Origin of the sequence: Streptomyces hyderabadensis (assembly GCF_020404845.1) — a bacterium.
In the GTDB taxonomy this organism is placed as follows: domain Bacteria; phylum Actinomycetota; class Actinomycetes; order Streptomycetales; family Streptomycetaceae; genus Streptomyces; species Streptomyces hyderabadensis.
Window position 1 is genome coordinate 40,090 of the sequence record NZ_JAIOJZ010000007.1, and the last position, 11,653, is coordinate 51,742.

Below are 11,653 nucleotides of genomic sequence, written 5' to 3' on the forward strand. Positions count from 1 at the left end.
CCTTCACTCGGCCGAGCAGGGCCTCAGTTCCGGTCTGCTCGGTGCGGTCTTCCGCCCCGTCAGCGGGGACAGGTCCTTCATGTACATCTCCGACCACTGCTTTCCGGCGAGGATCTCCCGCAGCCCCGAGCACACCTTGCTCTTCAGCAGCGGGTCGTCCTTCCGCATCGCCACCCCGTAGGGCTCCGTGCCCGCGCCGCTGGGCAGCAGCTTCAGCTCCTCCGGATCATTCCGGGCGTACCCGGCGAGGAGCACGTCGTCCGAGGCGACCGCGTAGACGCTGGAGCGCTTGTCCAGCAGTCGTTCCACGCACTCCTTGTAGGTGTCGGGCTGCCACTTCCCCGTGGTGTAGCCGTCCTTCTGCAACCTGTCCGCGTAGGTGGAGTCTCGCGCCGTGCACACCTCGACCTGGTTCCGCTTCACGTCGACGGCTTCGTCGAGGTCGTACTTCGCGGAGTTCTTGCGCACCAGGAGGCTGCTGCCCGCGTTGTAGTAGGGGCCGACGAAACTGATGCCGTCCCGCTTCTCGCGCTCGGGCGTCATGCTGTACGAGGCGACGACCAGGTCGACCTCCCCGTTCTTCAGCTTGCTGGCCCGGTTGGCCGTGGTCACCCCGTAGAAGTCCACCTCTTCCCTGTCGTAGCCCAGGCGGCCGGCGAGGGCGTACGCGATGTCGACGTCGAACCCGCTCCACACCCCGGTGTCCTTGTCGTAGAAGCTCAGCCCTGGCTGATCCTCCTTGGCGCCGATCGTCAGCCGCTTCCTGGCGCTCTTCCACTGCTCCCAGGCCTGCTTCGCGTCGCCCCCGGCGGATCCCGCCCCCTGCTGCCCGGAGGCGTCGTCCTGCTTGTCCCCGGAGCCGCCCTGCGAGACGAGCCAGCCTCCGCCGGCCAGCAGGACGACGCACGCGGCGGCCGCCGCCACCTTCCAGCCCCGGAACCGGCCGCGCCCCTCGCGCGATGCCGACGACGTCCCGGAAGACACGCTTCCGGCAGGGACCGGCCCGGAAGGAGCTGTTCCGGAAGAGGCCGTTCCGGAGGCGACGGCTCCGGAGGAAGACACGGCGGGCGGCGTGGGCCGGGCCGTGGGCGGGTGCGCGGGGGTGGCGGCCCGGACGGGGGTCGGCGTGCCCGGCTCGGCGAGGACCTCCCGGAGCATCGCCTCCGCCGTGGCCGCGTCCAGGCGGCTGTCCGGGTCCACGGCCAACAGCCCCTGGATGACGGGGCCGAGGGGACCGGCGTACCGCAGGGCGGGTTCGGGCGACTGCTGGATGTTCGCCTGCACCTCCCACACCTCGTTGCCGGCGAAGGGCAGCCGGCCCTCGACCATCTCGTACAGGGTGACGCCCAGCGCCCACAGGTCGGAGGCGGACGTGGGTCCGGGGGTGGCGGGGGCGAAGAGTTCGGGCGCCAGGTAGGGAGGCGTGCCGATGACTCCGCCGTACCGGGTGACCCGGTCGGCGCCCTCGAAGGTGGCGATGCCGAAGTCCACCAGGACCACCTGGCCGCCGTCCCGCACCAGGACGTTGCCCGGCTTGACGTCGCGGTGCAGGACCGACGCCTCGTGGACCGCCCGCAGCCCCTGGGCCATCTGGAGACCGATGTCCGCGGCCCTCGGCACGCCGAGGACCCCGTCACGGCTCAACAGATCGGCCAGCGACCGCCCTTCCAGCAGCTTCATCACGATCCAGACCTGGTCGGCGGTCTCGATCTGGTCGTGGACCGTCACCACGTTCTGGTGCTCGATCTTGGCGAGCGCCTCCGCCTCGCGGCGGGCCCGCTGCACCGCCGCCTGCTGTGTGTCCGGGGTCATGGCCCGGCGGTCCAGGAGCCCCTTCACGGCGACGAACCGGCGCAGCCGCCGGTCGTGGGCCTTCCAGACCTCGCCCATCCCGCCGCTGCCGATCGGCTCCAGCAGTTCGTAGCGGCCCTCGATCACGGTGTGGGGAACGGGGGGACGATCCTCGGGATGCCCGCCAACACCGCCGCCGGCCCCGCTGATTCCGTCGTCGTTGTGCACTCGGCCCCCTAGCACCACTTGCGCGAAACGTGAGTCACCACAGGTTAGACGGCCATCCAGATGTGCACACAAGTGCTTCCTTCTGACATCATGTGCCCATGACTGAGATCGCCATCAGCGCCGCCCGTTCGCAGCTCGGCGACCTCGTGCGCCGCGCCGCGCACGGCCGCGAGACCATCGCCCTCACCGACCACGGGCACGTGGCCGCCCTTCTGGTGTCCCCCCAGGTGATAGAGGATCTGGAGGATGCGCTGGCAGTGGCGGACTATCAGCGGCGCAAGGCGGAGGGGACGCTCGGAGAGGGCATCCCCATGGCTGAGGTACGCCGACGGCTGGGGCTCGAACAGAAGTGACCTACGAGATCATTTTCGAGCCACGGGCTCTCAACGCCGCCGCCCGGTTCCTCGAAGACGACCCGAGCGGCCTCGCCCTGGTGCTGGACACCATCGACAAATTGGCGGACGACCCCCGCCCCGCCGGTTCGGTTCCGTACGGATCAACCGACGTCCGACGACTGCGCGTCGATGAGTACCGAGTTCTGTACGTCATCGACCAGGACGTCATTCGCATCATGGTGGCCCACCTCGGCCGGTCCGCCTGACCCGAGCGACGAGCCGCGCCCCGCCACCAAGGAAGGGCGCGGCTCGTCGCCTGCCGTTGCCGAGGCGCGCGTCAGCGCACCAGCTCCGTCACCTGCCCCAGCACCGGCACGGCGCCCAGGGACTGGGCCTGGGCGACCGGACCGGTGAGGGCCGTCGAGGTCAGCGGCTGGAAGTCGGCGACCTTGGTGCCGACGCCGTTGTCCAGCGGGTCGACACCGGTGCCGGCCAGCGGGTTGGGCTTGAGGTCGGCGACCGGGCCGGTGACGTAGCCGACGGTGCCGGTGACGGCCGCCAGGCCCGCCTGCGGGTCGATGTTGCCCAGCGAGGTGGGACGGGTGTGGGCCAGGCCGGCGATCGTGTCGCCGCCGCCGTCCGCCGCGGAAGCCGTCGCCGCCCCTGCTGCCAGGGCGGCCCCGGCGGTCGCGAGGGCGACCAGGGCGCGCTGTGCGTGCGGGGTACGGGGGGACGCGTGTCGGGCCATCGCTGCTGCCACCTCTTGCTGTGGATTGCTACGGACTGCCCTGATAACAGCGCACACCGTGATCAGGTCACCACGGAGTGCCGCCGGGATGTGACCCTCGCGGCAAAGTCCACCCGCGGGGTCGTACGGCGGCCGTCCGATGCCTCAGACTGGTGTCCCGTGAGCTCCCATCCGCCCATACCGACGCGAGTCGTGCTGCTCTGCGGCCCCTCCGGCTCCGGCAAGTCCCTCCTCGCCGCGCGCTCCGGCCTCCCGGTGCTGCGCCTCGACGACTTCTACAAGGAGGGCACCGACCCGACGCTGCCGACGGTGCCCCTCAGTTCCGACATCGACTGGGACCACCCGGCGTCCTGGGACGCGGACGCGGCCGTCGCCGCCATCGGGGAGCTGTGCCGCACGGGACGTACCGACGTGCCCGTCTACGACATCTCGCTGAGTGCCCGCACCGGCGAGGAGACGGTCGACATCGGGCGGACGCCGCTGTTCCTCGCGGAGGGCATCTTCGCCGCGGAGCTGGTGGAGCGCTGCCGTCAGCTGGGCGTGCTGGCCGACGCGCTGTGCCTGAGCCGGGGCCCGCTGACGACCTTCCGCCGCCGCTTCCTGCGGGACCTGCGCGAGGGCCGCAAGTCCGTGCCGTTCCTGCTGCGCAGGGGCTGGCGGCTGATGCGTCTCGAACGGTCCCTCATCGCCCGGCAGACGGCCCTGGGCGCCCACGCCTGCGACCGGGACGAGGCGATGGGCCGGCTGGCGGCCGCGGCGGCGGGCCGGTGCGCCACCAGCCGTACGGCGGTGTGACGCCCGCGCCCCCGCACGCGGAAGCGGGACTGGACGGACCCCCCGGCCCTCCAGTCCCGCTCCCTTTCCACTCCCCCGTGGATCCCCCGTGATCCCCGTCCCCCGTGTTCCCCCGTGTCCCCCGTTGTTCCCCCGTGGTGCTTCCCCGTGAGTAAGAGCCCGGGTCCCTCCCCCTGATACACCCCGGCTCGGAACTTTTTTCACGGGGCCCCGCCCCTCGGGCCGGTGCTCCCGGCCCGTACCTTCAGGCGACCAGTTCGCCGAAGGCGTCCTCCTGGTCACGGCCGAAGCTGAGGACCTCGTCCTCGCGCAGCCGGCGGAGCGACCGCCAGATGCTGGACTTCACCGTGCCCACACTGATGTCGAGGATGTCCGCGATCTCCGGGTCCGTGCGGCCCTCGTAGTAGCGCAGGACCAGCATGGTGCGCTGGAGTTCGGGCAGCCGGGCCAGCGCCTGCCACAGGACCGTACGCAGCTCGGTGCCGCGCATCGCGTCCATGTCGCCGGGCGTCTCCGGCAGTTCCTCGGTCGGGTACTCGTTGAGCTTGCGGCGCCGCCACGCGCTGATGTGCAGGTTGGTCATGGTGCGGCGGAGGTATCCGCCGACCGCCGCCTTGTCACTGATCCGGTCCCACGCCCGGTAGGTCGAGAACAGCGCGCTCTGCAGCAGGTCCTCGGCCTCGAAGCGGTCGCCGGTGAGGTGGTAGGCGGTGGCGTACAGGGAGGAGCGGCGCTCCTGGACGTAGGCGGTGAACTCCGCCTCCGACAGGGAGCGGCGCTCCCCCCGGTCCCCCGTGGCCCCCGTTTCCCCCTTGTTCGCGTCAACCACCGTCATGTACGCGGTGTGCTGACGCCCGGTGCCGCGAGCGCACCCCCGCCCGCTCACGGCACCGGACTTCTCGGAACCCCGGTGTGCGTGCACGTCGTGCAGACGCGTGACCACTGCGCTGGTGTTGGTGCCCTTCAGCGTGTTCATCTCGCGCCCCCCGTCGTGGACTGCCGGTGTTGCCTGTGCCGAAAAGCTTGCCCGGGTGACTTCATGGCCGTGTCCGCCGACTGTCACAGAGCTGTCACAGGGGTCCGTCACGCCCGCACCACCGTTCCTTCACAGGGTCCGGCGGTGTCCGCGGGCCGCATCCGCACCCGCAGGTCGAACACCGGCCCCCTCATGGGCCAGAATGAGCGCGTGCCTTCCCTGTTGCTGATCGAGGACGACGACGCCATCCGCACGGCCCTGGAGCTCTCCCTGACCCGCCAGGGCCACCGGGTGGCCACCGCTGCCAGTGGTGAGGACGGTCTGAAGCTGCTGCGCGAGCAGCGGCCCGACCTGATCGTGCTGGACGTGATGCTGCCCGGCATCGACGGTTTCGAGGTGTGCCGCCGCATCCGGCGCACCGACCAGCTGCCGATCATCCTGCTGACCGCGCGCAACGACGACATCGACGTGGTCGTCGGTCTCGAGTCGGGCGCCGACGACTACGTCGTCAAACCCGTCCAGGGCCGGGTCCTCGACGCCCGCATCCGGGCCGTGCTGCGGCGCGGGGAGCGGGAGTCCACCGACTCGGCGAGCTTCGGCAGCCTGGTCATCGACCGTTCCGCGATGACCGTGACGAAGAACGGCGAGGACCTCCAGCTGACGCCGACCGAGCTGCGGCTGCTGCTCGAACTGAGCCGGCGGCCGGGACAGGCGCTGTCCCGGCAGCAGTTGCTGCGGCTGGTGTGGGAGCACGACTACCTCGGTGACTCCCGGCTGGTGGACGCGTGCGTGCAGCGGCTGCGCGCCAAGGTCGAGGACGTGCCGTCGTCGCCGACCCTGATCCGTACCGTGCGCGGTGTCGGCTACCGGCTGGATCCGCCTCAGTGACCCAGGAACACCAGGGGGGTACCCGCAGCCTGGCCGCGGCTCGCAAGGGATTCTGGTCCGGGCTGCGCTTCACCAGCCTGCGCCTGAGGCTGGTCCTCGTCTTCGGCCTGGTCGCGCTCACCGCCGCCGTGTCCGCGTCCGGCATCGCGTACTGGCTGAACCGGGAGGCGGTGCTGACCCGCACCCAGGACGCCGTGCTGCGCGACTTCGAGCAGGAGATGCAGAACCGGGCGGGCGCGCTGCCCGAGCACCCCACGCAGGACGAGTTGCAGCACACCGCGGGGCAGATGGCCAACAGCAGCCAGCGGTTCGGCGTGCTGCTGGTCGCCGAGGACGCCGACGGCGGTGCCGTGTACGGCAGTTCGGGCGGCCTGGGCGGCTTCGCGCTGTCCGACGTGCCCGAGTCGCTGCGCACGGCGGTGAACAAGGAGCAGAAGGTCACCTCGGCCAACAAGCACCCGTACCACCTGTACTGGCAGCGGATCACCGACGGCGACACCCCGTACCTGGTGGCCGGCACCCGGGTGATCGGCGGCGGGCCGACCGGCTACATGCTCAAGTCGCTGGAGCCGGAGGCCAAGGACCTGAACTCGCTCGCCTGGTCGCTGGGGATCGCCACCGGGCTCGCGCTGCTCGGCTCCGCCCTGCTCGCGCAGGCCCTGGCGACGACGGTGCTCAAGCCCGTGCACCGGCTCGGGGTCGCGGCGCGGCGCCTGGGCGAGGGCAAGCTGGACACCCGGCTGCGTGTCTCCGGCACCGACGAACTGGCCGACCTGTCCCGGACGTTCAACAGCGCCGCCGAGAACCTGGAGAAGCGGGTCGCGGACATGGCCGGCCGGGAGCAGGCCTCCCGGCGCTTCGTCGCCGACATGAGCCATGAGCTGCGTACCCCGCTGACGGCGCTCACCGCGGTGACGGAGGTGCTGGAGGAGGAGCTGGAGTACGCGGGCGAGGGCGACGGCGAGGGCGGGAGCTTCGACCCGATGGTCGAGCCGGCCGTGCGGCTGGTGGTGAGCGAGACCCGGCGGCTGAACGACCTGGTGGAGAACCTGATGGAGGTCACCCGCTTCGACGCGGGCACCGCCCGCCTGGTCCTGGACGACGTGGACGTCGCCGACCAGATCACCGCCTGCATCGACGCCCGCGCCTGGCTGGACGCCGTCGAGCTGGACGCCGAGCGCGGCATCCACGCCCGGCTCGACCCGCGCCGCCTGGACGTCATCCTGGCCAACCTGATCGGCAACGCGCTCAAGCACGGCGGGTCGCCGGTCAGGGTGTCCGTGGCGCGGGCGGACGACGAGATCGTCATCCGGGTGCGGGACAACGGCCCCGGCATCCCCGAGGACGTGCTGCCGCACGTCTTCGACCGCTTCTACAAGGCGAGCGCCTCCCGGCCGCGCTCCGAGGGCAGCGGGCTCGGCCTCTCCATCGCCATGGAGAACGCGCACATCCACGGCGGCGGGATCACCGCCGAGAACGCCCCCCAGGGCGGTGCGGTGTTCACGCTGCGGCTGCCGCAGGACCCGTCCCCGCCCGCCGACGAGGACGCCGAGGACACGGCGACAGCCGCGGGCGACGGGAGCAAGGGCAAGGACGCGAAGGGACAGGTCTGATGACCGTACGCCGGCTGCCGGCCCTGACCGGGCTCCTGGTACTGGCCGTGCTGCTGACCGGGTGCGGCATCCGCGCCACCGAGGTGCCCACGGACTACGGTCCGGCGCCCTCGCGGGTGCGCTGCTCGCTCGCCGAGCCGGACGTGTCGACGCAGGCCGCGCCCGGTCTGCCCGTGCGGGTGTTCCTGCTGTGCGGTTCCTCGCTGGTGGCCGTGGACCGCACGGTGCGGGTGCCGGACGGCGCCTCGGACTCGGGGCGGCGCGTGCTGGTGGCCCAGGGGCTGCTGGACGAGCTGGCGGCCCAGCCGTCGGCCGCGGAGAAGGAGGCCGGGTACACCTCGGACGTGCGCCGCGGCATCACGGTGACGGGACCGCGGGCCGGCGACCCCGAGGACACGCTGCGGCTGAGCGCCGACCCCGACGACCTCACCTCGTACGCCCTCGCGCAGGTCGTGTGCACCTTCTCCGACTCCGCGGCGGCCGAGGGCGACGGCTCCGTGATCCTGGCCGGACCCGCCGACCGCTCCGCCCGGCGCTACACCTGCACGGACGAGGTCCGGGCCCGGCCCGGCAGCAACGAACCGCCGGCCGACGAGGTCACGGACGCCTGAGGGGCGCCGCGGGGCCATGTGGCGCAAGCCTCACCCTTGCGTGTAGGTGCCCGGAACCGCGCACGGCGGGGGGTGCGTCTAGGGGGACGTGCAGCGTCATGGGTTCCTCGGCGGCAGCGCCGCGCTCCGCATCCGTGTGACCGGGAGTGTCCTCCTGGTCGCACATCTCGCGTTCGTCGCCTGGTACGCGCTGCGTCCGCTGGACGTCCCCTGGGTGCTGCCGCCGAACCTGGAGCCCCTCGCCGGGATCCGCGCCGACCTGGCGCTGGGCGGGGGCGCGGCGGCCCGTTCGCTGGGCGGGGCGCTGGTCCTGCTGGCACCGCTCGGGGTGCTGCTGCCGATGGCCGGCGGGCGGCTGCACGTCTCGCCGCTGGCGTCCCTGCTGCGCACCACGGCCGCCGCCGCGCTGCTGTCGGTGGGCATCGAGCTGCTGCAGACCGGGGTGCCCGGCCAGGTCGTCGACATCGACTCGGTGCTGCTGAACACGGTGGGCGTGGCCCTGGCGCACCTCGCCGTGGTCCCGGCGGGCCGGGCCCGGCTCCGTCGCTGGTACCGGCAGGCCGGGCGGGAGGGCATCCCCCAGGAGGAGCCCGCTCAGGGTCGGACCCCGACGATTCCCAGGGTCGGTATCGCCCCGTAGAGCGACGCTTTGTGCCGTTCGTCTCCGTAGCGTGGAGGGCAGATGACGGGGAAGCCGAAGGGCGGCCCCACCCACACGCTCACGAAGGAGCCGCGATGTCCAGCCTCGCCCGCCCCACCCACGGCCGCATGATCGGCGGAGTGTGCGCCGCGCTGGCCCGGCGCTTCGGCACCTCGAACGGCACGATGCGGGTGATCTTCCTGGTCTCCTGCCTGCTGCCCGGCCCGCAGTTCCTGCTCTACCTGGCCCTGTGGATCCTGCTCCCGTCCGAGGCGAAGGCCGCCCGCACGGCCTGGTGAGTCACGTACCTCCCTCTGGTACGCCGATGGGGCGCACCCGGTGTCGCCGGGTGCGCCCCATCGGCGCGTACGGGGGGGGAGGCGGTGGCGCTCAGCCGCCCAGCGGGAGGCCGTTGACCGGCAGGCCCTGGGTGGGCAGCCCCTTCAGCGGCACCCCGCCGAGCAGCTTGGCGACCGGCTCGGTCGGCCCCTCGGCGAGCTGCTCGGCGACCACCTGCTCGACGACCGGCTGCGCGACGGTCAGACCGGTGTGGGAGATCCTGCGGCCCTGCTCCAGCGCGTTGCCCGCGCCGGGCGCCACCTGGGAGACCGTTTCCGCGGGGAGGGTGCGGGCGACGGAGTCCACCGTCTGCGCGGTGTCGGGGAGCTCGGGGGCCGCGGTGGCCGCGCCCGCGCCGGCGGCGGCGAAGGCGGCACCGAGGGCGGCGACACCGAGGGTCTTGGCAGCAGACTGCTTCATGGAAATGCGTCCTCGTAATGGGGTGACGGGGATGTGAGCGGTCCTTGACCGTAAACACGTCCGCCCCCCGGCGGCAAACATCGAAATGCGGACGGATTGTGAAAGCCCGGCCGCGTTTCCGTATTACCGTCCGCCCGCACTCACCCCTCGGACTCCGAAGAACCGCTGGTCGAAGCCGTCTGCTGGAACAGCCATTCGGACTTCAGCTCCGCATATCCGGGCTTGATGACGTCATTGATCATGGCCAGTCGTTCATCGAAAGGAATGAACGCTGATTTCATCGCATTGACGGAGAACCACTGCATGTCGTCGAGCGTGTAGCCGAACGCCTCGACAAGGTGCTCGAATTCCCGGCTCATGCTGGTGTGGGACATCAGCCGGTTGTCGGTGTTGACGGTGGCCCGGAAGTGCAGTCGGCGCAGCAGCCCGATGGGGTGCTCGGCGTAGGAGTCGGCGGCGCCGGTCTGGAGGTTGGAGCTGGGGCACAGCTCCAGCGGGATCCGCTTGTCCCGGACGTAGGAGGCGAGCCGGCCGAGCTTGACCGAGCCGTCCTCGTGGACCTGGATGTCGTCGATGATGCGCACCCCGTGCCCGAGCCGGTCGGCGCCGCACCACTGCAGGGCCTGCCAGATGGACGGCAGCCCGAACGCCTCACCGGCGTGGATGGTGAAGTGGTTGTTCTCCCGCTTCAGGTACTCGAAGGCGTCCAGGTGCCGGGTGGGCGGGTAACCGGCCTCGGCGCCCGCGATGTCGAAGCCGACGACGCCGAGATCGCGGTACCGGTTGGCGAGTTCGGCGATCTCCAGGGAGCGGGCCGCGTGCCGCATGGCGGTGAGCAGGGCGCCGACCCGGATGCGGTGGCCGTTGTCCCGGGCGCGCCGCTCGCCCTGCCGGAAGCCCTCGTTGACGGCCTCGACGACCTCTTCGAGGGTCAGCCCCTTCTCCAGGTGCTGCTCGGGCGCGTACCGCACCTCGGCGTAGACGACGCCGTCCTCGGCGAGGTCCTCCGCGCACTCGGCGGCGACCCGGACCAGGGCGTCGCGGGTCTGCATGACGCCGACGGTGTGCGAGAAGGTCTCCAGGTACCGCTCCAGGGACCCGGAGTCGGCGGCCTGCCGGAACCAGCTGCCGAGCCGGTCGGCGTCGGTCTCGGGGAGGTCCGGGTAGCCGGTCTCGCGGGCGAGTTCGACGACCGTGCCGGGGCGCAGCCCGCCGTCGAGGTGGTCGTGCAGCAGGACCTTGGGCGCCCGGCGGATCCGGTCCGGCGACGGTGTCTTCGAGACCGTGGCGGTGTTCGCCGCGGCGCTCTTCTCGGTGCTTCGGCTCGTCATTTCCGCACTCTAACTCCTACGCGCGTAGAACGCCGGGTGAATGCCGGGACCCGGTGCGGTGTACGGACTCCCCGAAATGTAACGGTGACTGCGCGGACGGGTTCCGTACACCCGGACTTCTGAGAATCTTCTGCCATGGCACAGCAAGCGACGCCGGTCCGTCGGGCCCGGCTGGGGCGGACGCTCGGTCCGGAGGGGACGGCGGTGAGCGGTGTGGTGCTGCTGCTTCCCGAGGGCGACGAGGTGTCCGACCGCAGGCCCTCCGCGCTGCTCGCGGCCGCGTCCGTGCGCGCGTTGGGGCGCAGGCTGGCACGCGCGGGCCGGGAGGAGGGGCTGGCCACGCACGTCGTGCACTACCGCTACCGCGGCTGGAACGGCGCCGAGGCGCACCTGGCCCGGGACGCCGAGTGGGCCGCCGACGAGGCGGTACGGCGCTACGGCGACGTACCGGTCTGCCTGGCCGGCGTCGGCATGGGCGGCCGGGCGGCGTTGCGGGCGGCCGGGCACGAGGCCGTCAACTCGGCGCTGGCGATCGCCCCTTGGCTGCCGGAGGACGACGTGGCCGCGCCACCCGAACCGGTGAAGCAGCTCGCCGGGCGCCAGGTGCTGATCGTGCACGGCACCAACGACGGGCGCAGCGACCCGGAGTTGTCCTTCCGGCTCGCCTCCCGGGCGAAGAAGGCGAACCGCGGCGTGTGCCGGTTCGAGGTGCACTCCGACGGCCACGGGCTGCGGCAGTACCGGGACGAGGTCGCCGCGCTGGCCGAGGACTTCGTGCTGGGCGTGCTGTTCGGGCAGTCCTTCTCGCGCCCGGTGGAGGACGCCCTGGCCGCTCCCCCGCCGCTGGGGCTGCGGATGCCGCTGGCGGCGGGGTTCGGGAAGTCGTTGCGGCGGTAGCGCGCCCTCGGCCGCGAGGCCCGCACGCCCTTCACCGTGTG

General features: G+C 72.0%; 14 protein-coding genes. 9 read left to right on the forward strand and 5 right to left on the reverse strand.

Annotated elements, in window-relative coordinates; genetic code table 11:
• Nucleotides 1–3: 3 nt before the first annotated feature.
• Nucleotides 4–2,019, reverse strand: a complete 2,016-nt coding sequence (locus K7854_RS07910) for a bifunctional serine/threonine-protein kinase/glutamate ABC transporter substrate-binding protein (protein ID WP_226025659.1) — start codon at nt 2,017–2,019, stop codon at nt 4–6.
• Nucleotides 2,020–2,117: 98 nt separating this feature from the next.
• Here K7854_RS07910 and K7854_RS07915 point away from each other — a divergent pair, with 98 nt between their 5' ends.
• Together K7854_RS07915 and K7854_RS07920 are read left to right on the forward strand one after the other, a co-directional pair.
• A complete protein-coding gene (locus tag K7854_RS07915) occupies nt 2,118–2,372 on the forward strand; it encodes a type II toxin-antitoxin system Phd/YefM family antitoxin (RefSeq protein WP_217161759.1) in 255 nt (84 codons plus the stop codon).
• Nucleotides 2,369–2,620: a type II toxin-antitoxin system RelE family toxin gene (locus K7854_RS07920; protein ID WP_226025660.1), complete on the forward strand. Its 252-nt coding sequence runs from the start codon at nt 2,369–2,371 to the stop codon at nt 2,618–2,620. Before K7854_RS07915 ends, K7854_RS07920 begins: the two co-directional genes overlap by 4 nt.
• Nucleotides 2,621–2,691: 71 nt before the next feature.
• On the opposite strand, the gene K7854_RS07925 is transcribed toward K7854_RS07920, so the two are convergent.
• A complete protein-coding gene (locus K7854_RS07925; RefSeq protein ID WP_226025661.1) occupies nt 2,692–3,102 on the reverse strand; it encodes a hypothetical protein in 411 nt (136 codons plus the stop codon).
• 159 nt (nt 3,103–3,261) lie between these two features.
• Between K7854_RS07925 and K7854_RS07930 the strand changes: the two genes are divergently transcribed.
• Complete coding sequence (locus tag K7854_RS07930) at nt 3,262–3,897, forward strand: uridine kinase family protein (protein WP_372481010.1); 636 nt, start codon at nt 3,262–3,264, stop codon at nt 3,895–3,897.
• A gap of 244 nt (nt 3,898–4,141) precedes the next feature.
• Here K7854_RS07930 and K7854_RS07935 read toward each other — a convergent pair whose 3' ends face one another.
• Nucleotides 4,142–4,873 (reverse strand): SigE family RNA polymerase sigma factor, encoded by a 732-nt coding sequence (locus tag K7854_RS07935; protein ID WP_226025662.1) that lies wholly within the window; start codon nt 4,871–4,873, stop codon nt 4,142–4,144.
• Between the two features lie 210 nt (nt 4,874–5,083).
• Between K7854_RS07935 and afsQ1 the strand changes: the two genes are divergently transcribed.
• The 5 genes from afsQ1 (at nt 5,084) to K7854_RS07960 (ending at nt 8,924) form a co-directional block, all read left to right on the forward strand.
• Nucleotides 5,084–5,761: a two-component system response regulator AfsQ1 gene (gene afsQ1 / locus K7854_RS07940; RefSeq protein WP_003974066.1), complete on the forward strand. Its 678-nt coding sequence runs from the start codon at nt 5,084–5,086 to the stop codon at nt 5,759–5,761.
• Nucleotides 5,758–7,374: an ATP-binding protein gene (locus K7854_RS07945; RefSeq protein ID WP_226025663.1), complete on the forward strand. Its 1,617-nt coding sequence runs from the start codon at nt 5,758–5,760 to the stop codon at nt 7,372–7,374. The genes afsQ1 and K7854_RS07945 overlap by 4 nt, the downstream gene beginning before the upstream one ends.
• Nucleotides 7,374–7,985: a hypothetical protein gene (locus tag K7854_RS07950; protein ID WP_226025664.1), complete on the forward strand. Its 612-nt coding sequence runs from the start codon at nt 7,374–7,376 to the stop codon at nt 7,983–7,985. The genes K7854_RS07945 and K7854_RS07950 overlap by 1 nt, the downstream gene beginning before the upstream one ends.
• Nucleotides 7,986–8,073: 88 nt before the next feature.
• Complete coding sequence (locus K7854_RS07955; RefSeq protein WP_226025665.1) at nt 8,074–8,625, forward strand: VanZ family protein; 552 nt, start codon at nt 8,074–8,076, stop codon at nt 8,623–8,625.
• Nucleotides 8,626–8,720: 95 nt separating this feature from the next.
• The gene (locus tag K7854_RS07960) at nt 8,721–8,924 is read left to right on the forward strand and encodes a PspC domain-containing protein (protein ID WP_226025666.1); all 204 of its coding nucleotides are present in this window, start codon (nt 8,721–8,723) and stop codon (nt 8,922–8,924) included.
• Nucleotides 8,925–9,015: 91 nt separating this feature from the next.
• On the opposite strand, the gene K7854_RS07965 is transcribed toward K7854_RS07960, so the two are convergent.
• Together K7854_RS07965 and K7854_RS07970 are read right to left on the reverse strand one after the other, a co-directional pair.
• Entirely contained in the window at nt 9,016–9,384 is a 369-nt protein-coding gene (locus K7854_RS07965; protein ID WP_226025667.1) for an ATP-binding protein, read from the reverse strand.
• 140 nt (nt 9,385–9,524) lie between these two features.
• The gene (locus tag K7854_RS07970) at nt 9,525–10,715 is read right to left on the reverse strand and encodes an adenosine deaminase (RefSeq protein WP_226025668.1); all 1,191 of its coding nucleotides are present in this window, start codon (nt 10,713–10,715) and stop codon (nt 9,525–9,527) included.
• Between the two features lie 135 nt (nt 10,716–10,850).
• Here K7854_RS07970 and K7854_RS07975 point away from each other — a divergent pair, with 135 nt between their 5' ends.
• Complete coding sequence (locus tag K7854_RS07975; protein ID WP_226025669.1) at nt 10,851–11,612, forward strand: alpha/beta hydrolase family protein; 762 nt, start codon at nt 10,851–10,853, stop codon at nt 11,610–11,612.
• Nucleotides 11,613–11,653 lie beyond the last annotated feature (41 nt).

Excerpts from the sequence above, each read along its gene's own strand:
- K7854_RS07925 (WP_226025661.1), bottom strand. The coding sequence starts at position 3,102 with ATGGCCCGACACGCGTCCCCCCGTACCCCGCACGCACAGCGCGCCCTG.
- K7854_RS07960 (WP_226025666.1), top strand. The coding sequence starts at position 8,721 with ATGTCCAGCCTCGCCCGCCCCACCCACGGCCGCATGATCGGCGGAGTG.
- K7854_RS07965 (WP_226025667.1), bottom strand. The coding sequence starts at position 9,384 with ATGAAGCAGTCTGCTGCCAAGACCCTCGGTGTCGCCGCCCTCGGTGCC.
- K7854_RS07915 (WP_217161759.1), top strand. The coding sequence starts at position 2,118 with ATGACTGAGATCGCCATCAGCGCCGCCCGTTCGCAGCTCGGCGACCTC.
- K7854_RS07970 (WP_226025668.1), bottom strand. The coding sequence starts at position 10,715 with ATGACGAGCCGAAGCACCGAGAAGAGCGCCGCGGCGAACACCGCCACG.
- K7854_RS07935 (WP_226025662.1), bottom strand. The coding sequence starts at position 4,873 with ATGAACACGCTGAAGGGCACCAACACCAGCGCAGTGGTCACGCGTCTG.
- K7854_RS07950 (WP_226025664.1), top strand. The coding sequence starts at position 7,374 with ATGACCGTACGCCGGCTGCCGGCCCTGACCGGGCTCCTGGTACTGGCC.
- K7854_RS07975 (WP_226025669.1), top strand. The coding sequence starts at position 10,851 with ATGGCACAGCAAGCGACGCCGGTCCGTCGGGCCCGGCTGGGGCGGACG.